Raw genomic sequence first — 22654 nt, 5'->3', positions numbered from 1 at the left:
CGTTGCCGCACGCCTTCGCTGATGGTGGCGACCCGTCCCGAGTAGGCTCGACGGTGTGAGCAGCCAGGAGCACCGGAGCAAGTCGGGTTTCGAGACCCGGGCGATCCACGCCGGCTATGAGCCGGACCCGACCACGGGTGCGGTCATCCCGCCGATCTACGCCACCAGCACCTACAAGCAGGACGGTGTCGGCGGCCTGCGCGGCGGCTACGAGTACAGCCGCTCGGCCAACCCCACCCGCACCGCCTTCGAGGGCGCCATTGCCGCGCTCGAGGAGGGCGAGCGTGGCTTCGCCTTCGCCTCCGGGCTGGCCGCCGAGGACACCCTGATCCGGGCGCTCTGCCGGCCCGGCCAGCACGTGGTGATCCCCGACGACGCGTACGGCGGCACCTACCGCCTCTTCGACAAGGTCGAGAAGGTATGGGGCCTGGAACACTCGCCTGCGGCCGTCTCCGACGTCGACGCCGTACAGGCAGCGATCCGACCGGGTGAGACCCGGATGGTGTGGGTGGAGACGCCCACCAACCCGCTGCTCAACATCGCCGACATCGAAGCCCTGGCAGCGGTTGCCCACGACGCCGGCGCCCTGCTCGTCGTCGACAACACCTTCGCCTCGCCCTACCTCCAGCAGCCGCTGACGATGGGGGCCGACGTGGTCGTGCACTCCACCACGAAGTACGTCGGCGGACATTCCGACGTCGTCGGCGGTGCGCTCGTCGTACGTGACCTCGAGCTGGCCGAGCAGATCGCCTTCCACCAGAACTCGATGGGCGCCGTCGCCGGTCCCTTCGACGCGTTCCTCGCCCACCGCGGCCTCAAGACCCTCGCCGTGCGCATGGATCGCCACTGTGACAACGCTGAGCGCATCATCGCCTTCCTGCAGGCGCACCCCGGCGTCAGCCAGGTCATCTATCCCGGTCTGCCCGAACACCCCGGCCACCAGGTGGCAGCCCGGCAGATGCGCCGCTACGGCGGCATCATCTCCTTCCGGGTCGCCGGTGGGGAGCAGGCTGCACTCGACGTGTGCGCCAAGGCCGAGGTCTTCACACTGGGTGAGTCGCTCGGCGGTGTGGAGTCGCTCATCGAGCACCCCGGGCGGATGACCCACGCCTCCGTCGCCGGCACCGAACTCGAGGTCCCGGCCGACCTCATCCGGCTCAGCGTCGGCATCGAGAGTGCCGAGGACCTGATCGCCGACCTGGAACGAGCCCTGGGCTAGATCCAACGCTTGAACCAGATCCGGTCCAGCCACTCCGTGCGGGTCAGCAACTCGTTGGTGTAGATGGGCCAGAACCACGCGAAGTTCAGCGCCACCAGCACCAGGAACGACCCGGCCACGATCGTGCCGAGCGTACGTCGTGACGAGGGTTCTCGACCCCGTCCGAGCAGGAGCCCGGCAACGAGGGTCAGGGCGATGATGAGGAACGGCAGGATCGCCGAGGCATAGAAGCTGAAGATCGGTCGGGTGTCGTTGAGCTCCCACGGCCACCACATGGTGATCGCGCCGACGACGGCCAGCCCGTAGCGCCAGTCCCGGCGCCCGATCCAGAGCACCGCTGCCGCGGCCAGCGCGAGCGCTCCACCCCACCACAGCACCGGCGTGCCCAGCAGCAGCACCTGGCGTAGGCACGTCGACCCGGCTGCTGCCTCGCACCCCTGGTCACCGGGCTCGATGTCGTTCTCGACGTTCACCCCGACCGGCCGGTTGAGCAGCAGCCAGCCGCGCGGATCGGACTGGTAGGTGTGCTCGGAGCAGTTCAGGTAGTGGGTGTGGAAGGTGTAGAGGTCCTGGTGGTAGTACCAGAGTGATCGCAGCGACTGACCGAGTTCGCCCAACCCGGAGGCGTCCGGCTCGGTGGCGGTCGGCCACCGAGCATCGTCGTCGCTCACGTGTTTGCAGTCGGGGCCCTCCTCGACGAAGCCGGTGTACTGCGTGGAGGAGAGGTGCTCCTCGTACTTGTCCGCGTGCAGCAGCCAACCCGACCAGGTCGCGACATAGACGAGTCCTGCCACCACGACGAGGTGCACGAAGGCCGGCACCGCGTCCACCAGCGCCGACCGCAACACGGCGGTGCGCACTCCGAGTCGGCGTCGCGCTCCGGCGTCCCACAGCCAGACCATCAGCCCGAAGGCAGCCAGTGGGTAGGCAGCACTCCACTTCGTGGCGATCGCCAGACCGAAGCAGATGCCGGCAGCGAGCCGCCACGGACGGAACCACAGGCCGCGCAACGGTCCCCAGGCCCCGTCATGGCTGGCGAGCGCCATCTTCCGGCGCGTCCAGTCCCGGTCGGCGACCAGCGCCGCCACGGCGCACAACAGCCAGAAGGCCAGGAAGATGTCGAGCAGCGCCAGTCGGGACAGCACCAGGTGCATGCCGTCGAACGTCAGGAGGAGCGCACCGAACACGCCGAGCATCAGCGACCCGGTGAGCCGCATCAGGAGGCGGAACATCACCAGCACCATCAGCGAGCCGGCCACCGCGGAGGCGATCCGCCAGCCGAACGGCGTCATCCCGAAGAAATGCTCGCCGGCAGCGATCATCCACTTGCCGAACTCGGGGTGGACGACCATCGACGGCTCGTCCTTCCAGATGCCCGTCGCCTGTCCGCCCAGGATCAGCTCGTTGGCGTCATCGACCACCTTCGGGACGTAGCCGTGGTGCAGCAGCGACCACGCGTCCTTTGCGTAGTAGGTCTCGTCGAACTCGAATTCGCGCGGCTGGCCGAGCCGCCACACCCGCAGGAAGAACGCGAAGAGCATCAGTGCGATGCCGGTGCTCCACGCGATGAGGGAGTCCCGTGGGGAGGCTCGGTCGAGGTCCACCCCCAGCCGGGCCGCGCGCGTGCGCGTCTTCAGGTCTGCTCCCACGCGCAGAAGGGTACGCAGGCCGCTCGAACCCCGGCGGCACCGCCACGAATGCGCCGCGCCCCTAGGATCGCAGCATGCGCCTCGACTTCCGGTCCGCGACGGCCGCCGACGTGCCGGGGCTCGTCGCGCTGATCGAGTCGGCCTACCGAGGTGACAGCAGCCGCGTCGGCTGGACCACCGAGGCCGACCTGCTCGCCGGGCAACGCACCGATGTCGACGAAGTACGGCAGGTGATCGACGCCCCCGAAAGCGTGATGCTGATCGCCAGCCCGGCGACGTACCCCGCACTTGTCGCCGCCTGCTGCAACCTGCAGCGTCGCGGTGATCGCACCTACTTCGGCATGTTCGCCGTCGCCCCCGAGCTCCAGAGCGGTGGCCTCGGGGCAGCATTGCTGGCGCGCGCTGAGGGCTTCGCCCGTGAGGCCTGGACGAGCACCCACCTGGAGATGACGGTGATCCGCCAGCGCTCCGACCTGATCGCCTACTACCTGCGCCGCGGGTTCCGCGACACCGGGCGCCGGCTCCCCTTCCCGTACGGCGATGATCGCGCCGGCCTCCCACTGCGTGAGGACCTGGAGTTCACCGTGCTCGAGAAGCAGTTGGCCTGACATGATCGGTGGCGTGAATCCCACGGAGCTCGGAACCCTGGTGCTGGCCGCCACCCCCATCGGCCGCGTCGAGGACGCCTCCTCCCGCCTGGCCGGGGAACTGGCCACCGCCGACGTCATCGCCGCGGAGGACACCCGTCGCCTGCGTCGGCTGTGCACCGAGCTGGGTGTCACCACCACGGGCCGCGTCGTCTCCTACTTCGAGGGCAACGAGTCGGCCCGTACGCCGACACTCGTCGACGCGCTCCTCGCCGGGGAGCGGGTGCTGCTCGTCACCGACGCCGGGATGCCCAGCGTCTCCGACCCCGGCTTCCGCCTCGTCGCTGCAGCCGTTGTCCACGACATCACGGTCACCTCCGTGCCGGGCCCGAGCGCGGTGCTCTCGGCGCTCGCCGTCAGTGGCCTGCCAGTCGACCGCTTCTGCTTCGAGGGCTTCCTGCCCCGCAAGGCCGGCGAACGTGCCCGCCGCCTCACAGAACTCGCGAAGGAGCAACGCACGATGGTCTTCTTCGAGGCCCCGCACCGCACCGAGACGGCGCTGGCCGCGATGGCGGAGGCGTTCGGAGGCGACCGCGCCGCGGCAGTCTGCCGCGAACTCACCAAGACCCACGAAGAGGTGCGCCGCGGCCCACTGGAGGAGCTCGTCGCGTGGGCGAGTGACGGCGTACGCGGTGAGGTCACCCTGGTCGTCACCGGAGCCGAGCCGGCGGCCGAGGTCGGCACCGACCCCGACGAATGGCGTTCCCTCGTGGCGGAGCTGGAAGAGGAGGGAGTCCGTCGCAAGGACGCCATCCTCGATGTCGCGAGGAGAGCAGGCGTCCCCAAGCGCGAGGTCTACGACGCAGTGCACAAGGAGTCCTGATGGATCGGATCACCACTTTCACCAATGCCGGGTTCACCTTCGATGTGCGCGACAGCGGCCCCGTCGACGGCGATCCCGTCGTACTGCTGCACGGCTTTCCACAGCGCGCCACCTCCTGGGACAAGGTGGCGGCACACCTGCATGAAGCGGGTCTGCGCACCCTCGCGCCCGATCAACGCGGCTACTCGCCCGGCGCCCGCCCGAAGGGCCGTCGGCCCTACCGGGTGCCTGAGCTGGTCGGCGACGTCGTCGCGCTCATCGACCGGGTCGGCCGGCCGGTCCACCTCGTCGGCCACGACTGGGGAGCCGTTGTCGCATGGTCGCTGGCGGCCGAACGTCCTGACCTGGTCCGCACCCTGACCGCCGTCTCGGTGCCCCACCCTGCAGCCTTCATCGCCTCGATGGCGCGCAGCACCCAGGCGTTGAAGTCCTGGTACATGCTGCTCTTCAACCTGCCCGGCGTCGTCGAGCAGGTCGCGAAGCGCAAGCCCGAGCTGCTCGAGGGCTCCCTGCGCCGGGCCGGCATGACGCGCGAGATGGTCGCTGTCTTCCGCCAGGAGATGGTCGCCGACGGCGCCCTCCCGGGCGGCCTGGGCTGGTATCGCGCCCTGCCGCTCACCGACCCTCGTCTCGGCGCCGCGACGGTGTCGGTGCCGACCACCATGGTCTGGAGCACCGGCGACGTCGCGCTGGGCCGCAAGGGCGCCGAGCTCACGGCCGACCACGTCACCGGCCCCTATCGACTCGAGGTGCTCGAGGGAGCCAGCCATTGGTTGCCCGACGAGGAGCCTGCACGGCTGGCCCGCGCCGTCCTCGAGCGCATCGCGGAGGCCGCTGGATGACGGCCGCCCCTCGTCGCCGTGCCGAGACCGGGGAGAACGGCGGTCGTCGCGACCTGTCCCGGCCGCCGGCCCCCGAACCGCTGCCGCACCCGGTCACCGACAACCACTGCCACCTCGACATCGGTGACGGTGACGACGATTTCACCCTCGCCGACGCGCTCGCGGCCGCAGGCGAGGTCAACGTGCACCGCATCGTCCAGGTCGGTTGTGACCTTCGCGGCGCCCGCTGGGCGGTGGAGACGGCAGAGCAGCACCCGCAGCTCGTCGCTGCCGTCGCGCTCCATCCCAACGAGGCACCGGTCCTCGCCGAGCGCGGGGAGCTCGAGGCCGCCCTGGCCGAGATCGAGCAACTGGCCGCGCGCGACGTCGTACGCGCGGTGGGGGAGACCGGGCTCGACCACTTCCGCACCGGTCCGGAGGGCCGTGGCGTGCAGGAGGAGTCCTTTCGCCAGCACATCCGGATCGCCAAGCGCCTCGGCAAGGCACTCACCATCCACGACCGCGACGCCCACGAGGACGTGCTCCGCGTGGTGCTGGACGAGGGCCCGCCCGATCACTGGGTGATGCACTGCTTCAGCGGTGATGTCGACTTCGGGCGCCGTTGCGTCGAGGCCGGTGCCCACCTGAGCTTCGCCGGCACCGTCACCTTCAAGAACGCCGGGCCGCTCCGCGACGCACTGCGAGCGACTCCGGTCGACCGGATCCTCGTCGAGACCGATGCCCCGTTCCTCACGCCGCATCCCTACCGGGGACGCCCCAACGCCTCCTACCTGGTCCCGCAGACGATGCGGCTGATGAGTGAGGTGACGGGCGTCGAGCTGGGCGAGCTCTGCGCGGCGGTGGAGGCCAACACCACGCGGGTGTACGGCGACTGGTGAAGGACATTCCCTCTCGCCCCTACAGCCACATCCGTCGCACGGCAAGGGTGAGCCGGGTCTCGTCATCTTGCAAGTCGGAAAACGACCTGCCTAGTGTCGTGCGGGTTGGCCGGGATCGGTGAGCAGCATCTGCCTGTGGTGAACACCCTCACGAGGGGTGGAGCCGACGGCGCCGAGGCCCGGGAATTTCGAAGTCTGGAGACTTGTGCGCGCAACGCTTGCACGCCTCACCAAGAGCAAGCCCGTCCTCATCACCCTCGCGGCCGCCATGGTGCTCGCCGTGGTCGGCACGACCGTCGGTTACTCCTCCCTCAAGAAGGAGGTGAACATCAGCGTCGATGGCCAGGCACGGACCGTCTCGACGATGAGTTCCACCGTCGGCGACGTCCTTGAGGACGAAGGGATCGACGTGGGGGAGCGCGACGTCGTGCTGCCCGATCTCGATGAGAAGGTCTCCGACGGAACCCGTATCTCGGTCAACTACGCCCGCCCGCTGGAACTCACCGTCGACGGCAAGACGACCACCCACTGGGTGACGGCGACCGACGTCAACGCCGCGCTGGCGCAGGTCGGCCGCCGCTACTCCAACGCTGACCTCTCGGCCAGCCGTAGCAGCAGCATCGGCCGTGACGGCCTGGCGCTCGAGATCGCCACACCCAAGAAGCTCACGATCAAGTTCGGCGCCCGCAAGGCGATCAAGGACCGGATCGCCGGGGTCACCGTGGTCGACGTGCTCGAGAAGCTCGAGCTCAACGTCGATGACGACGACATCGTGAAGCCTGCTCTCGACAAGCAGCTCAGCAACGGCGACACGATCACCGTCACCAAGGTGAAGGTGGTCAACGAGGACGTGAAGGGCGAGGAGATCCCCTTCAAGACCATCCAGCGCAAGGACGGCTCCAAGTACGACGACGAGTCGGACACCGTCACCGAGGGCCGCACCGGCGCCCGTGACGTCAGCTACCGGGTCGTCTTCCACAACGGCGAGGTCGTCAAGCGCAAGGTCGTCGACTCGACCGTGACCCGCAAGGCGGTCGACAAGGTCGTCGAGGTCGGCACCAAGAAGCGTGAGGTCACCACCAACTACGCGCCGGGCAGCACCGTCTGGGACCGCCTCGCCCAGTGCGAGTCGGGCGGCAACTGGGCCGCGAACACCGGAAACGGCTACTACGGCGGCGTCCAGTTCAGTGCCTCCACCTGGCACTCCGTGGGCGGCACCGGCCTCCCGCACCAGCACAGCAGGGCTGAGCAGATCAAGCGTGCCACGATCCTGCAGCAGCGCTCCGGCTGGGGCCAGTGGCCGCACTGCTCCGCCAAGCTCGGCCTGCGCTGATCACAGCGTTGGCCGAACTCTGACGGGCTGCGTCGTTGGTCGAGCCTGTCGAGACCGGCTGCGTCGTTGGTCGAGCTTGTCGAGACCGGCTGCGTCGTTGGTCGAGCTTGTCGAGACCGGCTGCGTCGTTGGTCGAGCTTGTCGAGACCTGGTGCGTCGTTGGTCGAGCCTGTCGAGACCGGCTGCGTCGTTGGTCGAGCTTGTCGAGACCGGCTGCGTGGTTTCGACAGGCTCAACCACCGGGGTCGAGACCGGGCGGCTCCGCCAGTGCAGGGCACGGCGCACATCCCGACTAGGCTGGTGCCCATGCCCGAGACGTCCAACGAACCCCGTCTGCTGGGTCCGGTCGACGTCCGCGCACTTGCTGCGGAGCTCGACCTGCGACCCACCAAGCAACGGGGCCAGAACTTCGTGATCGACCCCAACACGGTGCGTCGCATCGTGCGCGACTCCGGCATCGGTGCTGACGACGTCGTGGTCGAGGTGGGCCCCGGGCTGGGCTCGCTCACCCTTGCGCTGCTGGCGGTGGCCTCGCGCGTCGTGGCGATCGAGATCGACGGGGTCCTGGCGGCACGACTCCCGCGCACCATCGAGGAGTACGCCGGCACATCGGCCGAGCGCTTCGAGCTGGTCCATGCGGATGCGCTCAGGGTCGCCGAGGTGCCCGGCCCGCCGCCGACCGCTCTCGTGGCCAACCTCCCCTACAACGTCTCCGTGCCGGTGCTGCTGCACCTGATGGCGCTGTTGCCCTCCCTCGAACGAGGGTTGGTCATGGTGCAGGCGGAGGTGGCCGACCGCCTCGCCGCCAAGCCCGGGTCCAAGGTCTACGGGATCCCGTCGATCAAGGCCGCCTGGTTCGCAGACGTACGCCGCGCCGGTGCGATCGGGCGCAACGTCTTCTGGCCGGCACCCAACGTCGACTCGGGGCTGGTGGCCTGGACGCGACGTACCTCCGTGCCGACCGAGAAGGTGACCCGGCAACAGGTCTTCACCATCGTCGACGCCGCCTTCGCCCAGCGCCGCAAGACGCTGCGGGCCACCTTGCGCCCGGTCGTCGGCGGCACCGAGGTCGCGGAGCAGGCGCTCCTCACCGCCGGCGTCGACCCGCAACTGCGGGGCGAGGCGCTGGAGCTCGAGCAGTTCGTCGCGATCACCGAGGCCCTCGTGGCCGGAGGCTGGGGCGTCGATGGCTGAGGTGACCGTGCAGGCGCCCGCCAAGATCAACCTGCACCTCGGTGTGGGGCCGGTGCGCCCCGACGGGTTCCACCCGCTGGCGACGGCCTACCAGGCGATCTCGCTGACCTCCCGGGTGACCGCGCGCGACGGCGGTGACTGGGCGCTGACCTGCACCGGTCACGACGGGGTCGACGTGTCCGGCGTCCCCCTCGACGACACCAACCTCGCCCTGCGTGCAGCGCGTCTGCTCGCGTCCCGTGCCGGCGTCGAGCGCCCGGTGGCGCTCCACCTCGACAAGGGCATTCCCGTCGCCGGGGGACTTGCAGGCGGCTCTGCCGACGCGGCCGCGACGCTGCTCGCCTGTGCCACCCTCTGGGAGCTCGACATCGCCGCCGCCGACCTGGCGGCGTTGGCCGGCGAACTCGGCTCAGACGTGCCCTTCGGTCTGGTTGGCGGCTCGGCGGCCGGTCATGGACGTGGCGAACTGGTCACGCCGATCCACGACGCCGGCCGTTACGACTGGGTGGTGCTCACCTTCGACTTCGGCGTCTCCACGCCGGCCGCCTACGCGGAGTTCGACCGCCTCCATGCCGGCACCGCCGTGCCGGTGCCGGAGATCCCCGCCGCGCTCGTCGAGGCGCTCGCCAACGGCTCTGCCCGGGAACTCGCCGACGTCCTCGCCAACGACCTCCATCCGGCCACCCTCCAGTTGCGTCCTGAGCTGGCCGAGCCGCTCTCGGCAGGCCTCGATGCCTCGGCCCTCGCCGCACTGGTCTCCGGTTCCGGACCGACCTGCCTCTTCCTCGCCGAGGACCGCGACCATGCGGACAAGGTGGCGACCCAACTGACGACGTACGGCCGGGTGCGCATCGCACACGGCCCGGTGACTGGAGCAACTGTCCTCTGATGGCCAATCTCATCAACCTCGAGCGGGTGTCGAAGTCCTACGGGATCCGACCGCTGCTCAGCAACGTCTCCCTCGGCATCACCGCCGGCGAGCGCATCGGCATCGTCGGCCGCAACGGCGATGGCAAGACCACCCTTCTCGAGGTGCTGACCGGGATCGAGCTGCCCGACGAGGGCCGGGTCTCGAAGGCGCGTGACCTCCACATCGGCTACCTGCACCAGGGCGATGAGCTCGACGACACGCACACGGTGCGGGAATCGGTGCTGCGCGGCAAGCTCGACCACGAGTGGGCCGCCGAGCAGGCGACCCGCGAGATCGTCGCGGAGCTGCTGATCGGCATCGATCTCGACCGCCCGGTTCTCGGCCTCTCCGGTGGTGAACGCCGCCGCTGCTCGCTGGCCGCGCTACTGCTCGACGAGCACGACCTGGTCATCCTCGACGAGCCCACCAACCACCTCGACGTCGAAGCCGTCACGTGGTTGGCCAAGCACCTCACCGGACTCACGTCGGCGCTCGTGGTCGTCACCCACGACCGCTGGTTCCTCGACGCCGTCTGCCACCGGACGTGGGAGGTGCACGACGGGGCCGTCGACTCCTACGAGGGCGGCTATGCGGCGTTCGTGCTGGCGAAGGCAGAACGGCAGCGTCAGGCTGCCGCCTCCGAGACGCGCCGCCAGAACCTCGTGCGCAAGGAGCTCGCCTGGCTGCGCCGCGGCGCCCCCGCCCGTACGTCGAAGCCCAAGTTCCGCATCGAGGCCGCCAACGCGCTCATCGATGACGTGCCGCCGCCGCGCGACCGGATGGAGCTGCAGCGGTTCGCCACCCAGCGGCTCGGCAAGGACGTGCTCGACGTCGAGGACGTCGACCTGACCCGAGGTGAGCGGCAGCTGCTGAGCCACGCCACGTGGCGGATCGGTCCGGGCGACCGGATCGGCATCGTCGGTGTCAACGGGGCCGGCAAGTCGTCGGTGCTCAACCTGCTCTCGCACCAGCTCGCGCCGGACCACGGCCGGGTCAAGCACGGTCGCACCATTGCGCTCGCCCACCTGACTCAGCAGATCGACGAGGTCGATCCCGCCGCACGGGTGTTGGAGACCGTCGAGTCGATCAGCCGGATCACCCGCACTGCCGACGGCGACATCTCGGCGACGTCGATGCTCGAGCGTTTCGGCTTCACCGGCGACCGGCTGACCGCGCGGTTGGGCGACCTCTCGGGTGGCGAGCGCCGACGGTTCCAGCTGCTCAAGCTGCTGCTCGAGGAGCCCAACGTGCTGCTCCTCGACGAGCCCACCAACGACCTCGACATCGACACCCTCAACGTGCTCGAGGACTTCCTCGACGGCTGGCCGGGGACCCTCATCGTGGTCTCCCACGACCGCTACTTCCTGGAGCGGGTCACCGACTCCATCTGGGCGCTGCTGGGTGACGGGCAGATCTCGATGTTGCCGAACGGTGTCGACGAATACCTCGAGCGTCGAGAAGCTGGTCTGAGGAACGACGCCGGGGCTGCTCTGCCGGGGCCCGGCAAGGGAACGGACCAGACCCCGTCCCCGGCGGTGTCGCAGAAGGCGAAGCCCGGCAGCGCGGAGGAGCGCACCGCGCGCAAGGCGATCTCCCGCATCGACAAGCGCCTCGCGAAGGTGGCCGAGCTGGTCGAGTCGCTCAATGCCGAGATCGCCGCCCATGCGCAGGACTACGGCAAATTGGCCGATCTCTCGGCGCAGCTCGACGCGCTGCACGCCGAGCGCGAGGAGCTGGAGCTCGAATGGCTCGAGGCGGCCGAAGCCCTGGAGTAGTGCTCACTTCAGGTGCAGCGGTCCCACGCTCCAGCGGTGTTCGTCGCTGAGACGGGTGAGTGCCTGGGGGTCACCGGAACGGATGGCGTCGATCACCACCGCGGGATCGACGTCGTGGGGGTTGTCCATGGCAACGGCGACAGCCGAGCCGCTGTAGGTGACGCCCAGGCCGAGGCCGATGGTTCCCGCCGCCATGTAGAGCAGCCAGACCCGGATGACGTGGCCGGTCGTGTAGTCGCCGGTCACGGCGCGGGCGGACAGGTCGAAGACGAGCGCGAACATCAGGGCAAAGACCAGCCCACTCGTCAACAGCGGGCCGGTGGCGCTGCGCGGCGCTCGGCGAGGGAGGAGCCACGGCCACAGCCACCACCACGTGATCACGAGCAGACCGGCCACGAAGACGGCCATGGTGACCTTGATGTGCGTGGTGATCGGGCCGAAGTCGTGCACTCGCAGCGATGTCGCGGTCAGGGTGAGGACCACGGCCACGGCGCCGGCCAGCACCCCGAAGCCGTGCCAGAAGCGAGTGGCCGGGGTGAGCGGTTCGCCGACTGCCCAGGAGGGGGCAAGGGGGCCGAGCGAGGGTCCATCGCTACCGCCCTCGGGACGACGCAAGGGCTCCGGGTCATCGACCCGATGCTGGCCCGCGACTCGACGCTCGAAGATCATCCGGTCCGGATCATCGGGTGCGGTCGGGTCGCGCCAGACGTCGATGAGGTTGCCGACGGCCGGCGCCCAGCAGGGATACTCGGTCACCTTGAGGGAGATCACCGGCTCACCGTGCACGTTGATGCGCACGGTGAGGTCGAAGACGGGCAGGTCATCGATCCACTGTTTGCGGAAGCGGGCCTCCTCGATGACCGCGGTGGTGCGCCAGTCGGCGGCCCGGACGGCTGCGTTGTCGGCACGCTGGCGCCGGACAGCTGCGAAGCCGGCGAGATGGCGAGGCAGCCGCACCAGCACCAGCACCAGGGCAAGGAGCGTGGTGATCCCCGTTCCGGTCGCGGCGACGACCAGCAGGTCGCCCTCCAGCTGATCGAGCCACCATGCGCAGCCGAAGCCGAGAGGCGCGGCGAGCGCAACCGAGAGCCACAGCGCGCTCCAGCCCAACCCCTGGAGCGCCGGTGGTGCCTTCGGCTCGTGTCCGCTGGTGGTCTCCCACCCCGCGGTCGAGGCTCCGGCCCATCGGGTGAGCCATCTCGGGAACGCGTAGTTGGCGCCCAGACCACAGGCGATGGCGCCCAAGCCGAACCAGGGGAGCGCCTTGGCCAGGTCGCCGGAGACGTGGAACGCGGCCGCCCCGCCGGGGCCCACCAGGGTCAGGACCAGTGGAACGGAAGCTGCGAACAGCGCTGTCCGCAGGAGCAGCAGCGAGACCGTCAGCTTCCAGAAGCGCCACCGCGACGCGTGGGCGAGAACAGGCGTGAGTGGCACGGGCAGCAGGCCGTCCGAGGCCTGCTCACGCGTGAACCCCATGTCGCCCTCCCGATGTTTGTAGAGCGCATCTTGCCGCATCGGTGGGCTCGCGAAACTCAGTGGCAGCCGGTGGGGCGTGGGCGGACAATCGAGGAGTGCAGCTCACCGAGGACTCGTTCCGCGCCCTGGCCCGCTCGTCGCCGTGGCGCTGGCAGAGCCTGCACTTCACCCGTCGCGGCGGAGAGGACGAGACGGTCGAGGCGTGGGTGACCCGTCCCGGCCGGATGGTCGTCATCGACTCCACCGGCAAGCGGCACCAGGTGAACGAGGAGGTCGGCGGGGGCCGGGCGTGGAAATGGGCCGGTGACGCCGAGCCGGTACGCCGCCTCGACGGCCTGGTCGCGCACCGCCCCGACGACCTCCTCGTCTGCTACGACGACCCGATGTGGGACAACTATCTGTGGGTGGCGATGCTCGACCCGGCGGAGCTGAGCGACGGAACCATCGTGACCGACCTGCGTGAAGGCGAGCACCGGGGCGCGCCGCCTGGCGCGCGGTGGTCGCCGCGGTCGACGGCTACGAGCCGCGCTGCGGCTGCTGCGCGTTGCTGTGGAGCGAGGTCTCGGAGCGCGACGAGGCGGAGGCGGGTGGCCCGACGTGGCGCGAGGAACACCCCGACGTGGTCTATCCGATCGCCTACGAGGTGGCGCTCGACGTGCAGACCGGCGTCGTCGTCGAGCTCACCCCGATGGGGGTTCCCGGCCCGGCTACTCACTCGACGTGGAGATCCACCGGGCCGGGTGAGTCCGTCAGGAGAACATCCGGCGGGCCACGGCGCGCTGGCGCGCGGCGATCCGCTCGACGTACTCCTCCGGGGTGATCCGGTTGGCCTCGTAGTGCGGGAGCACCCGGGGAGGTCGGCGATCTTCACCTTCTCCGCGACCGGACCCTCCTCGGGCGTGAGGTCGCGGCTGAGCTGCTGCCAGCGGAGCATGATGTAGCCGGTGCGGTGGTCGAGGGTCTCCAGCCAGTTCGCGACGCCCGGGTCCTGCTCGGAGATGACGAACCGCATCTTGCCGTCGGGATCGGTCTGCGCCTGCGCCTTGGTCAGGCTGGTCTGGTGCGACTCGTAGTCGGTGGAGACATACCAGTCCGAGCCGATCTGGAAGCCCTGGTAGGTGCAGTCGTCGCACTCGGCCACGGTCACGACCAGCGCCTCGTCCTCCGCCAGGTCGTAGTGTCCGAGCGACGAGCGCTGCGAGGTCAGGCCGCCGGGCGTGCTCATCGCCGGGGTGAGCGAGTTGGCCGGCTCCCGGTCGCGGAACTGCTGGTAGGGGAAGACGAACCAGGTGCGGATCGAGCCGGTGAGCATCTTGGCCGCGAGGTCGTACTTCTTTGCCATCTGCTCCCGGGTGAGGGCTGGCCTGGGCTCGCCGAACTCCCCGACGCGCTCGATCCAGATGGTGCCGCGCTCCTCGGTGTCCCAGTCGTTGTAGACCTCGCGCACGATCAGCGACGTCGCGCCGGCCCCGGACACGAAGTAGTTGCGCGGCCGCTCGGTGCCTTCGGGCAGTTCCGGCCCGAACCTGATCTCGTAGGTGCCGTCGTCCTCGAACTCGATCTCTCGCTCGTCGAAGGCAGCGAGGGCATCAGGGTTCTTGTCCGCGGTGTAGGCGCCGGCCATCACCTGGAAGCAGAGGTCGGCGGTCGAGCCGCGCCGCCCGCGCACGAGGTAGGTCTCACTGTCCCGGATGGTGGCTTGGAAGTAGACGGTGTCCGGATTGTCCAAGCCCTGCCGGGCGAACTGGTGGGTGGCGTTGACGAAGAGGGTGCGGCCCGGGTCGGCGCTGAACGCGGCCGCGATCGCGGTACGCATCCGCCCGGAGAGGTAGTCGTAACCCTCGAGGAGGTCCTGCTCGGTGCGGATGAAGGGAGCGGTGCGGATCAGTTCCTCGGCTTCGGCAACTGCTGCTGCGAAGGTCGCGGTGATTCCGGGCTCGTCAAAGGTCTCCATGCACGGAAGTTAGCTCCGGCACGTCGCTGCGCGACTCGCGCTCCCGACCGTCGGGACGCCGCCCGGGTGACGACGGATGCCCTCCCAGTGGCCGGGATCACAGTGGGTGCGGGGGTGGGCGCCTTCTAGGGTCGCGCCAGTGGTGGAGGCCGACCGAGCCCCCGCGTGAGGAGTGGATCATGAGTGACCTGGGCGTCGAGACCGGCGAGCGCATCGCGTGGTCGGGGGCACTGGCAGGCAAGGTCGTCCTGGTCTCCGGCGTCGGGCCCGACCTCGGCCGTTCCCTGGTGCTGCGCTCCGCCCAGGCCGGAGCGGACCTCGTCCTCGCCGCGCGCGACGGCGCCCGTCTGGAGGGGATCGCCGAGGAGGTGCGGGCACTGGGGCGCAAGGCGCTGGCCGTGCCGACCGACGTCACCGACGCCGGCGCACGCCGTGACCTGGTGGCTGCCGCGGTCGACACCTTCGGACACGTCGACACGCTCATGAACGCCGCCTTCATCCACCCGACGGCCATCTCCTTGATCGACACGGATCTGGACAAGATGCGGAGCTGGTCCGACCTCAATGTGCTCGCGTCCGTGGGACTCGTGCAGGAGTTGGCGCCGACACTCACCGCCCGCCGCGGATCGGTGGTCCTGATCAACTCGATGGTGATCCGCAACCGGTTGGCCGGCTCCGGCGCCTACCGGATGGACAAGGCGGCCCTGCTGGCCGCCGCCCGCAGCCTGTCGATCGACCTCGGCCCGCAGGGTGTGCGCGTCAATTCGGTGGCGCCCGGCTACATCTGGGGGAGAAGGTGCGGGCCTGGTTCGACCACCGCGAGGCGAAGGGCGGGCAGACGGCCCAGGAGTCCTACGACGAGGTCGCCGACGACACCGACCTGCGTCGACTGCCGACGCCGGACGAGATCGCTGACGCCGCGGTGTTCCTGGCCTCGGATCTCGCCAGCGGGGTCAGCGGTCAGTGCATCGACGTGACCTGCGGCCAGTCCCACAACTGACGGGTCTCACGCGAAGGGCGTCATCAGCCGGCGCAGCAAGTTGGCCAACTGCTTGCGGTCCTTGGCCGGAAGTTCCGCCAGCAGGTCGCGCTCGGCCTCGACGAGGGCGCTGAACGCGCCGTCGACGGCCTCGCGACCCTCGGGGGTGAGCCGCACCAGCACACCGCGGCGGTCGTTGGGGTCGGGTAGCCGCTCCACGAACCCGCGGGTGGCGAGTCGGTCCACGCGATTGGTCATCGTGCCCGAGGTGACCAGGGTTTCCTTGATCAGCTTGCCGGGCGAGAGCTCGTAGTCACCGCCGGCACGGCGGAGCGCTGCGAGCACGTCGAACTCCCACAGCTCGATGTCCTGGGCGGCGAAGGCCTTGCGGCGGGCAAGGTCGAGCAGTCGGGCCAGCCGGGAGATCCGGCTGAACACCTCCACGGGGGAGAGGTCGAGGTCGGACCGTTCCCGGTTCCACGCCTCGACCAGCTCGTCGACTTCGTCGCGCACGCGGCGATTCTATCGGACACGTCGAGAATCTTGACATCGAGACAGTGTTGGTTTCAGATGCGGGGCTTCTTCTCCAGACCGGAGAGGCCGTTCCAGGCCAGGTTGACGATGTGCGCGGCGACGACGGCGCGCGGTGGGCGGCGTACGGCGCTCAACCACCACTGGCCGGTGGTGCCGACCATGCCGACCAGCATCTGCGCATACATCGGTGCGGTGCGCGGGTCGAGGCCGCGTGCCTTGAATTGGTCGGCGAGGATGCCTTCGACGCGGTGCGCGGTGTCGCCGATGATCGACTGGAAGCTGGCGGCCTGGCTGCCGATGGGGAGTCGCGCACGAGGATGCGGAAGCCTTCGGGATGCTCCTCGATGTAGCCGAGCAGGGCGAGTGCGGCCTGCTCGAGCAGTTCGCGCGAACTGCCGTCGGTGAGGGCGCCGCGCATGAGGGTGAGCAGCATGGTGACCTCGCGGTCGACGACCACCGCGTAGAGGCCCTCCTTGCCGCCGAAGTGCTCATAGACGACGGGCTTGGAGACTTCGGCGCGGTTGGCGATCTCCTCGACGGCGGTGCCGTCGAAGCCGCGCTCTGCGAAGAGGTGCCGGGCGATCTCGATGAGCTGCTCGCGCCGCTCGGCAGCCGTCATCCGGCTGCGCTTCTCCTTGGGGGCCACCGGTGCATTCTTCCGGACCGGTGCCTTGGCCGCGATCAGGCCGCCTGGTTGGCGACGAGCTTGCTCTGGATGCGCTCCTCGACGGGCCACCGCACGTCGCGAACCCAGCCCGCCTTCTCGAAGAGCCAGATCAGCCGGGCGGAGGTGTCGACCTGGCCGCGCAGCACGCCGTGACGGGCGCAGGTGGGGTCGGCGTGGTGGAGGTTGTGCCACGACTCGCCCATCGACGGGATGGCCAGCCACCACACGTTGGACGACTTGTCGCGGGAGATGAAGGGGCGCTCGCCGATGGTGTGGCAGATCGAGTTGATCGACCACGTCACGTGGTGGAGCAGGCCGATGCGCACGATCGAACCCCAGAAGAAGGCGGTCAGTGCGCCCTGCCACGACCAGGTGGCGAGGCCGCCGATGACGGCGGGGAGGAGGAGGGAGGTCAGGGTCCAGAGCCAGAAGAGACGGCTGATCCGGACGATGTCCTGGTCCTTGAGCAGGTCGGGTGCGTACTTGTGCTGCGGCGTCTGCTCGGGGTCGAACAACCACAGCATGTGGGCGTGGAGCATTCCCTTGGCGAGGTCGCGGACGCGGGTGCCGTACTTCCACGGGGAGTGCGGGTCGCCGTCGCGGTCGGAGAACTTGTGGTGCTTGCGGTGGTCGGCCACCCAGCGCACGACCGGCCCCTCGATCGCCATCGAACCGGCGATCGCCAGGCCGATCTTGACGGGTCGGTTGGGCTTGAAGGACTTGTGGGTGAAGAGCCGGTGGTAGCCGACCGTGATGCCGTGCCCGGTCGCGAAGTAGAAGACGGTTGCGATGATCACGTCGCTCCAGCCCAGCCAGCCGCCCCACGCCACCGGGATCGCTGCGAAGAACGCGAGGAACGGCACGAGGATGAAGAGTGCGAGCGCAAACTGTTCGAGCTTCGACTGGGTGTCGCCGCCGCGGGTGGCGCGGATGACCGGCTCTTCCAGGGTCGCAGTCATTGGTTGTGTTGCCTCTCGCGCGGCTGTGCTGTCTGGTGGTGTCGGGGCGCGCCTCGTCGGCCACGCCTACTGAACCGTAGGTTACGGGACCGTAGGTGGGCCAGTCCTGGGTCTCACGGCGAATCTTCGAGATTCTTCCCGCTTTGGTTACCGGCGGGTAGCATCGCGGCATGTCGCAGATCCTCAACCTCTGGCAGAAGGCCATCGCAGTGCCCCTCGGAAACAAGGCCTTCTCCCTGGCCTTCTCCCAGAAGGCGCCCTACTTCGCCTCGATCCGCCCCACCTTCACGACCTTGCGCCCCAACTACGCCGAGCTGGTGATCCCCAAGCGGCGCGCGGTGCACAACCATCTCGGCACCGTGCACGCGATCGCGTTGTGCAACGGCCTCGAGGCCGCGATGGGGGCGCTGGCTGAGGTCACGATCCCGAAGGACAAGCGCTGGATCCCCAAGGGCATGGAGGTCTCCTACACCGCCAAGGCCACCAGCAGCATCCGGTGCATCGCCGAGACCGACCAGGCGCAGTGGGACGGCGACGACCCCGATCTGCACGTGCGGGTCAGGGGGCTGCGCGACGACGACACCGTCGTCATCGAGGGTGTCATCAAGCTGTGGGTGACGCCCAAGCCCGCCAGGTAGGCGGCCTCGTGTGCCGACGTACGGGGCCCTGACTACGCTCGCTGCATGAGTGAGATGAGCTACCGGCGTCTGGGCGCCTCGGGCCTGGTGGTCTCCGCCGTCGGCCTGGGCTGCAACACCCTCGGACGGGCCCACGCGGCGTCGTACTCCCAGGAGGGCGCCGATGCGCTGGTCAACGCCGCGCTCGACGCGGGAGTGACGCTCTTCGACACCGCCGACTCGTACGGAGCGGAGCCCGGGCTGTCCGAGATCCGGCTCGGCAAGGCACTGGGCTCCCGGCGCGCCGAGGTGGTCGTCGCGACGAAGTTCGGCATGGATGTCCGCGGGGCCAATGGCGTGGACTTCGGAGCCCGGGGCTCGCGCCGTTACGTGATCCAGGCCGTCGAGGCATCCTTGCGGCGGCTGGGCACCGACCACATCGACCTCTACCAGTTCCACACTCCCGACCCGCTGACGCCGATCGACGAGACCCTGTCGGCCCTCGATGCGTTGGTGGCCTCGGGCAAGGTGCGCTACGTGGGTCACTCCAACCGGGCCGGCTGGCAGATCGCCGAGGCCGAGTACGTCGCCCGCGAGCTCGGTGCGGAGCGGTTCATCTCCGCGCAGAACCACTACAACCTGCTCGACCGTCGCGCCGAGCTCGAGGTGCTGCCCGCCGCGCGCGCCTACGGCTTGGGCGTGCTGCCCTACTTCCCGCTGGCCAACGGACTGCTCACGGGCAAGTACTCCGACGGCACGGCACCCGCGGGCTCACGGCTCAGCACCCGCACCTCGATCCTGGAAGGGACCGACTTCGAGCAACTTCGTGCGTTCGGAGCCTTTGCCGCTGCTCGGGGTGTCGACGAGCTCACCGTGGCGTTCTCGTGGCTGTTGGCGCAGGAGCCGGTCGCATCGGTGATCGCCGGCGCCACCCGGCCCGAGCAGATCCGTCAGAACGCAGCCGCCGGCGGCTGGGTGCCGACCGACGGTGATCTCGCCGCGCTCGACGAGATCTTCCCGCCGGCCCGGCGGATCGCACTCTTCTGAGCGTCTCGCTTATGACCTGAAGGTGCGTCGCCGTACCCTAGAAGGCGCCATGACTGCACTGCCTGAGACCGCCGCACCCCGCACCTACGAGGTCAAGACCCACGGGTGCCAGATGAACGTCCACGACTCCGAGCGCCTGAGCGGCCTGCTGGAGGAAGCCGGCTACGTCGCCGCTCCCACGGGGGAGCAGGCCGACGTCGTCGTGTTCAACACCTGCGCGGTGCGGGAGAACGCCGACAACAAGCTCTACGGCAACCTCGGCCACCTGGCCCCCGTCAAGGCGAAGAAGCCGGACCTGCAGATCGCCGTCGGTGGCTGCATGGCGCAGAAGGACCGCGACACGATCATCGAGAAGGCGCCGTGGGTCGACGTCGTCTTCGGCACGCACAACATCGGCTCGCTGCCGGCGCTGCTCGACCGGGCGCGGTCACAGGCCGAGGCGCAGGTGGAGATCCTCGAATCGCTCGAGGTCTTCCCCTCGACCCTTCCGACCCGCCGGGAGTCGGCGTACGCCGCGTGGGTGTCGATCTCCGTCGGCTGCAACAACACCTGCACCTTCTGCATCGTGCCCAGCCTGCGCGGCAAGGAGAAGGACCGCCGCCCCGGCGAGATCCTCGCCGAGATCGAGGCGCTGGTGGCGGAAGGCGTCACCGAGGTGACACTGCTGGGGCAGAACGTCAACGCCTACGGCGTGGAGTTCGGTGACCGCCAGGCCTTCTCCAAGCTGCTGCGCGCCTGCGGCGAGATCGAGGGGCTCGAGCGGGTCCGTTTCACCAGCCCCCACCCGGCCGAGTTCACCGACGACGTCATCGAGGCGATGGCCGAGACGCCCAACGTGATGCCCAGCCTTCACATGCCGCTGCAGTCGGGCTCCGACAAGGTCCTCAAGGACATGCGCCGGTCCTACCGGCAGAGCAAGTTCCTCGGCATCATCGACCGGGTGCGCGCCGCCATCCCCGACGCCGCGATCACCACCGACATCATCGTCGGCTTCCCGGGGAGACCGAGGAGGACTTCCTCGAGACCATGCACGTGGTCCGCGAGGCCCGCTTCTCGGGCGCCTTCACCTTCCAGTACTCCAAGCGTCCCGGCACCCCTGCCGCGGTCCTCGACGACCAGATCGACCCGGCCGTGGTCAAGGATCGCTACCAACGGCTCACCGAGTTGGTCAACGAGATCACTTGGAGCGAGAACAAGGCGCTCGTCGGACGCACGGTCGAGCTGATGGTCGCCGAGGGTGAGGGCCGCAAGGACGCTGCCACCCACCGCCTCTCCGGCCGCGCGCCCGACAACCGGTTGGTGCACTTCGAGGCCGACTTCTCCTTGGTCTCGACAGGCTCGACCACCGACGGGATGGGCTCGACCACCGACGGGATGGGCTCGACCACCGGGGGCACCGGCTCGACCACCGACGTGCGACCGCGCCCCGGTGACATGGTCACCGTCGAGATCACTTATGCAGCTCCCCACCACCTGGTCGCCGACGGCCCGGTGCTGTCACTGCGCCGCACTCGTGCCGGTGACGCGTGGGAGCGGCGTACGGCTGAGCCTGCGCCGAGCAAGGGTGTGGGGCTCGGCATGCCGGCGGTGGGCGTGCCGGCGCCACTGCCCGACGCGCCCGCCTGCGGCGTCTGAGGTCAAGACAGCGGCAGTTCGGGGTCATGCAGCGACAGTGAGCTGTCGCCATCTTCACTCGGCGCATCGGCGCATCGGCGCATCGAGGACACCGGGGACAGCGCTGCACCGCGCCGGTCCACCCACCCCGGCGTAGCAGCTCTCCCACCCGGTGAGCGGCTGAAGACCTGCCCCCAGCCGAGCCGGACACCGGCCAGCCCGTCGACGGCTGCGTCGAGGTCACGCTCCAGGTCGCGGTCACGCGCCTCGGCACCGGTGTGGTCGATCACCCCGTCGAGCTCGACGACCTGCCCCTATTCCTCATGGAGCACGTCGCGATAGATCCGTCCCCGTGATCGGGCAGCCACTTGGCGTCGACCACGCGGGAGGCCGTGCGGGCGTTCGACGAGGCGGAGGTAGCCATGCTCGAGCACCGAGTTCGAGCCCTGCGCCAGGTCATCGACGACCGCCTCCTCGATGCGCAGCCGCGGCGGCCCCAGATGCCACTGGCTCTTGCCCTCCAGATCAGCCAGCCGATGCACCACCACCCCCGGCGGCGGCACCACGTGGCGATTGCGGTCGACGGCGATGTGGATCGCGCCGGCGTCCGGATGACCTCGGCGACCCGGTCCGTCCCAGGCGCGCAGGGCCGACTCGGCACACAACGCCGCGGGCCAGCCGTGCAGGACAGCTGCCCACGCGCGCTGCAACCAGCTCGGTGGACCGGTGTGGTCGACGTACACGCCGGGGTGGATCGGGGTCAGGTCGCGCCTGCGCATCAGACGCCGGCCTGGTCGCGGAGGAGTGGAAGCAGGCGGTGCATCGGACCAGCGTGGGGTCAGGGGCGGTCCGAGCGCGACCGGTGTGCGGGCAGCCTGTGGAGGGAGCGTGGGACAGCGGCAGAAAGGTGTCATGGAGCGACACCTTCCTGCCGCTGTCATGCTCAGGCGGGTTGCCGGCCCGTCCGGGCGACGAGCTGGTCCTGGCGGCTGGCGTCCGCCGGCACCGGTACGGCGTCACTGCAGGCGCCGTGCGCATAGATGTTGGCGCCCAGCTCGTCCAGGCAGGCTTCGACGTGGTCCATCTCGGTGTTGGTGAACTCGGTGCCCACGCCGGCGGCGGTCGCGATGTCCCAGCGGTGGATGACCAGGTCGAGGCCGAAGAAGGTGGACAGCGTGGCGCCGATGGTGCTGGGGCCGAAGAAGGAGTCGAACTCGCGGGTCAGCACTGACCCGTCGCCCAGTGCGCGGCGCACCGCTGCGTCGTGGGTTGCCCAGAGCTCGGCAGGGTCCTCGGCCGAGGGGCGCTCTCCGAGCTCGAGGGAGTGCCGGGCGAAGAAGTCGCGTTGACTGTCGACCACGTGGTCGAGCACGTCAGCGGCGGTCCAGCCCTCGCAGGGGCTGTTGGCGGACCACGAGTCGTCGGGCAGGCGGGAGACCAGTTCGCCGAACCGATCGGCGAGGTTGAGGTAGGAGTCGAGGGTGTCTGTCATGGAGGCGAGTCTGCCGGAATCGGACCGTCGCGCATTGAAGAAACC

20 protein-coding genes and 3 pseudogenes are annotated in these 22654 nt (G+C 69.5%); 14 read left to right on the top strand and 9 right to left on the bottom strand.

Annotated features, from left to right (window positions below):
• Window positions 1-55 precede the first annotated feature (55 nt).
• Window positions 56-1219 carry a cystathionine gamma-synthase gene (locus tag L1066_RS03215; protein ID WP_235734946.1) on the top strand — a complete coding sequence of 388 codons (1164 nt, stop codon included), beginning with the start codon at window positions 56-58 and terminating at the stop codon, window positions 1217-1219.
• On the opposite strand, the gene L1066_RS03210 is transcribed toward L1066_RS03215, so the two are convergent.
• Window positions 1216-2868: a dolichyl-phosphate-mannose--protein mannosyltransferase gene (locus tag L1066_RS03210; RefSeq protein ID WP_235734945.1), complete on the bottom strand. Its 1653-nt coding sequence runs from the start codon at window positions 2866-2868 to the stop codon at window positions 1216-1218. The genes L1066_RS03215 and L1066_RS03210 overlap by 4 nt on opposite strands.
• A 74-nt stretch (window positions 2869-2942) precedes the next feature.
• Here L1066_RS03210 and L1066_RS03205 point away from each other — a divergent pair, with 74 nt between their 5' ends.
• From L1066_RS03205 to L1066_RS03165, 8 genes are all read left to right on the top strand, one after another.
• Window positions 2943-3476 (top strand): GNAT family N-acetyltransferase, encoded by a 534-nt coding sequence (locus L1066_RS03205; RefSeq protein ID WP_235734944.1) that lies wholly within the window; start codon window positions 2943-2945, stop codon window positions 3474-3476.
• 13 nt (window positions 3477-3489) lie between these two features.
• On the top strand, window positions 3490-4338 hold the full coding sequence (gene rsmI, locus L1066_RS03200) for a 16S rRNA (cytidine(1402)-2'-O)-methyltransferase (RefSeq protein WP_235734943.1): 849 nt from the start codon (window positions 3490-3492) through the stop codon (window positions 4336-4338).
• Entirely contained in the window at window positions 4338-5180 is an 843-nt protein-coding gene (locus L1066_RS03195; RefSeq protein ID WP_235734942.1) for an alpha/beta fold hydrolase, read from the top strand. The genes rsmI and L1066_RS03195 overlap by 1 nt, the downstream gene beginning before the upstream one ends.
• The gene (locus L1066_RS03190; protein WP_235734941.1) at window positions 5177-6058 is read left to right on the top strand and encodes a TatD family hydrolase; all 882 of its coding nucleotides are present in this window, start codon (window positions 5177-5179) and stop codon (window positions 6056-6058) included. The genes L1066_RS03195 and L1066_RS03190 overlap by 4 nt, the downstream gene beginning before the upstream one ends.
• Window positions 6059-6263: 205 nt before the next feature.
• Complete coding sequence (locus tag L1066_RS26375; RefSeq protein WP_312006864.1) at window positions 6264-7391, top strand: resuscitation-promoting factor; 1128 nt, start codon at window positions 6264-6266, stop codon at window positions 7389-7391.
• 306 nt (window positions 7392-7697) lie between these two features.
• Window positions 7698-8585 carry a 16S rRNA (adenine(1518)-N(6)/adenine(1519)-N(6))-dimethyltransferase RsmA gene (rsmA, locus tag L1066_RS03175; RefSeq protein WP_235734940.1) on the top strand — a complete coding sequence of 296 codons (888 nt, stop codon included), beginning with the start codon at window positions 7698-7700 and terminating at the stop codon, window positions 8583-8585.
• Entirely contained in the window at window positions 8578-9474 is an 897-nt protein-coding gene (locus L1066_RS03170; protein WP_235734939.1) for a 4-(cytidine 5'-diphospho)-2-C-methyl-D-erythritol kinase, read from the top strand. The genes rsmA and L1066_RS03170 overlap by 8 nt, the downstream gene beginning before the upstream one ends.
• Entirely contained in the window at window positions 9474-11270 is a 1797-nt protein-coding gene (locus L1066_RS03165) for an ABC-F family ATP-binding cassette domain-containing protein (RefSeq protein WP_235734938.1), read from the top strand. Before L1066_RS03170 ends, L1066_RS03165 begins: the two co-directional genes overlap by 1 nt.
• 3 nt (window positions 11271-11273) lie before the next feature.
• Here L1066_RS03165 and L1066_RS03160 read toward each other — a convergent pair whose 3' ends face one another.
• Both L1066_RS03160 and L1066_RS03155 read right to left on the bottom strand, forming a co-directional pair.
• On the bottom strand, window positions 11274-12746 hold the full coding sequence (locus L1066_RS03160) for a hypothetical protein (protein ID WP_235734937.1): 1473 nt from the start codon (window positions 12744-12746) through the stop codon (window positions 11274-11276).
• Window positions 12747-13140: 394 nt separating this feature from the next.
• The gene (locus L1066_RS03155) at window positions 13141-14700 is read right to left on the bottom strand and encodes a DUF1214 domain-containing protein (RefSeq protein ID WP_235734936.1); all 1560 of its coding nucleotides are present in this window, start codon (window positions 14698-14700) and stop codon (window positions 13141-13143) included.
• Window positions 14701-14879: 179 nt separating this feature from the next.
• Here L1066_RS03155 and L1066_RS03150 point away from each other — a divergent pair.
• Window positions 14880-15545: pseudogene (locus tag L1066_RS03150) on the top strand (SDR family NAD(P)-dependent oxidoreductase); the annotation flags it as partial.
• Window positions 15497-15700, top strand: a complete 204-nt coding sequence (locus tag L1066_RS27420) for an SDR family oxidoreductase (RefSeq protein WP_312006861.1) — start codon at window positions 15497-15499, stop codon at window positions 15698-15700. The pseudogene L1066_RS03150 and the gene L1066_RS27420, both read left to right, overlap by 49 nt.
• 6 nt (window positions 15701-15706) lie before the next feature.
• On the opposite strand, the gene L1066_RS03145 is transcribed toward L1066_RS27420, so the two are convergent.
• The 3 genes and pseudogenes from L1066_RS03145 to L1066_RS03135 all read right to left on the bottom strand — a co-directional run bounded on the left by L1066_RS03145 (window position 15707) and on the right by L1066_RS03135 (window position 17839).
• Window positions 15707-16192, bottom strand: a complete 486-nt coding sequence (locus L1066_RS03145; protein WP_235734934.1) for a MarR family winged helix-turn-helix transcriptional regulator — start codon at window positions 16190-16192, stop codon at window positions 15707-15709.
• A 53-nt stretch (window positions 16193-16245) separates the two neighbouring features.
• Window positions 16246-16832, bottom strand: a pseudogene (locus tag L1066_RS03140) (TetR/AcrR family transcriptional regulator).
• A gap of 62 nt (window positions 16833-16894) precedes the next feature.
• Window positions 16895-17839, bottom strand: coding sequence for an acyl-CoA desaturase (locus tag L1066_RS03135; RefSeq protein ID WP_235734933.1), 945 nt, complete (start codon window positions 17837-17839; stop codon window positions 16895-16897).
• A gap of 170 nt (window positions 17840-18009) precedes the next feature.
• Between L1066_RS03135 and L1066_RS03130 the strand changes: the two genes are divergently transcribed.
• The 3 genes and pseudogenes from L1066_RS03130 to miaB all read left to right on the top strand — a co-directional run bounded on the left by L1066_RS03130 (window position 18010) and on the right by miaB (window position 21138).
• Window positions 18010-18477, top strand: a complete 468-nt coding sequence (locus L1066_RS03130; RefSeq protein ID WP_235734932.1) for a hotdog fold domain-containing protein — start codon at window positions 18010-18012, stop codon at window positions 18475-18477.
• A gap of 45 nt (window positions 18478-18522) precedes the next feature.
• Window positions 18523-19503 carry an aldo/keto reductase gene (locus L1066_RS03125; protein WP_235734931.1) on the top strand — a complete coding sequence of 327 codons (981 nt, stop codon included), beginning with the start codon at window positions 18523-18525 and terminating at the stop codon, window positions 19501-19503.
• A gap of 49 nt (window positions 19504-19552) precedes the next feature.
• A pseudogene (gene miaB, locus L1066_RS03120) lies at window positions 19553-21138 on the top strand (tRNA (N6-isopentenyl adenosine(37)-C2)-methylthiotransferase MiaB).
• A 2-nt stretch (window positions 21139-21140) separates the two neighbouring features.
• On the opposite strand, the gene L1066_RS03115 reads toward miaB, so the two are convergent.
• The 3 genes from L1066_RS03115 to L1066_RS03105 form a co-directional block, all read right to left on the bottom strand.
• Entirely contained in the window at window positions 21141-21407 is a 267-nt protein-coding gene (locus L1066_RS03115) for a hypothetical protein (protein WP_235734930.1), read from the bottom strand.
• A 24-nt stretch (window positions 21408-21431) separates the two neighbouring features.
• Window positions 21432-21896 carry a hypothetical protein gene (locus tag L1066_RS03110; RefSeq protein ID WP_235734929.1) on the bottom strand — a complete coding sequence of 155 codons (465 nt, stop codon included), beginning with the start codon at window positions 21894-21896 and terminating at the stop codon, window positions 21432-21434.
• A gap of 164 nt (window positions 21897-22060) precedes the next feature.
• Entirely contained in the window at window positions 22061-22609 is a 549-nt protein-coding gene (locus L1066_RS03105) for a TIGR03086 family metal-binding protein (RefSeq protein WP_235734928.1), read from the bottom strand.
• Window positions 22610-22654: the final 45 nt, after the last annotated feature.

This window comes from Nocardioides alcanivorans (assembly GCF_021555175.1).
In the GTDB taxonomy this organism is placed as follows: domain Bacteria; phylum Actinomycetota; class Actinomycetes; order Propionibacteriales; family Nocardioidaceae; genus Nocardioides; species Nocardioides alcanivorans.
This window is presented reverse-complemented; position numbering and strand designations above follow the sequence as displayed.

What these genes read in the sequence shown, in the direction of transcription:
- L1066_RS03130 (WP_235734932.1), top strand. Translation starts at nt 18,010, where the DNA reads ATGTCGCAGATCCTCAACCTCTGGCAGAAGGCCATCGCAGTGCCCCTC.
- L1066_RS03155 (WP_235734936.1), bottom strand. Translation starts at nt 14,700, where the DNA reads ATGGAGACCTTTGACGAGCCCGGAATCACCGCGACCTTCGCAGCAGCA.
- L1066_RS03190 (WP_235734941.1), top strand. Translation starts at nt 5,177, where the DNA reads ATGACGGCCGCCCCTCGTCGCCGTGCCGAGACCGGGGAGAACGGCGGT.
- L1066_RS03195 (WP_235734942.1), top strand. Translation starts at nt 4,338, where the DNA reads ATGGATCGGATCACCACTTTCACCAATGCCGGGTTCACCTTCGATGTG.
- L1066_RS03110 (WP_235734929.1), bottom strand. Translation starts at nt 21,896, where the DNA reads ATGCGCAGGCGCGACCTGACCCCGATCCACCCCGGCGTGTACGTCGAC.
- L1066_RS03165 (WP_235734938.1), top strand. Translation starts at nt 9,474, where the DNA reads ATGGCCAATCTCATCAACCTCGAGCGGGTGTCGAAGTCCTACGGGATC.
- rsmA (WP_235734940.1), top strand. Translation starts at nt 7,698, where the DNA reads ATGCCCGAGACGTCCAACGAACCCCGTCTGCTGGGTCCGGTCGACGTC.
- L1066_RS03135 (WP_235734933.1), bottom strand. Translation starts at nt 17,839, where the DNA reads ATGACTGCGACCCTGGAAGAGCCGGTCATCCGCGCCACCCGCGGCGGC.
- L1066_RS03105 (WP_235734928.1), bottom strand. Translation starts at nt 22,609, where the DNA reads ATGACAGACACCCTCGACTCCTACCTCAACCTCGCCGATCGGTTCGGC.
- L1066_RS03170 (WP_235734939.1), top strand. Translation starts at nt 8,578, where the DNA reads ATGGCTGAGGTGACCGTGCAGGCGCCCGCCAAGATCAACCTGCACCTC.
- L1066_RS03205 (WP_235734944.1), top strand. Translation starts at nt 2,943, where the DNA reads ATGCGCCTCGACTTCCGGTCCGCGACGGCCGCCGACGTGCCGGGGCTC.
- L1066_RS03160 (WP_235734937.1), bottom strand. Translation starts at nt 12,746, where the DNA reads ATGGGGTTCACGCGTGAGCAGGCCTCGGACGGCCTGCTGCCCGTGCCA.
- L1066_RS03125 (WP_235734931.1), top strand. Translation starts at nt 18,523, where the DNA reads ATGAGTGAGATGAGCTACCGGCGTCTGGGCGCCTCGGGCCTGGTGGTC.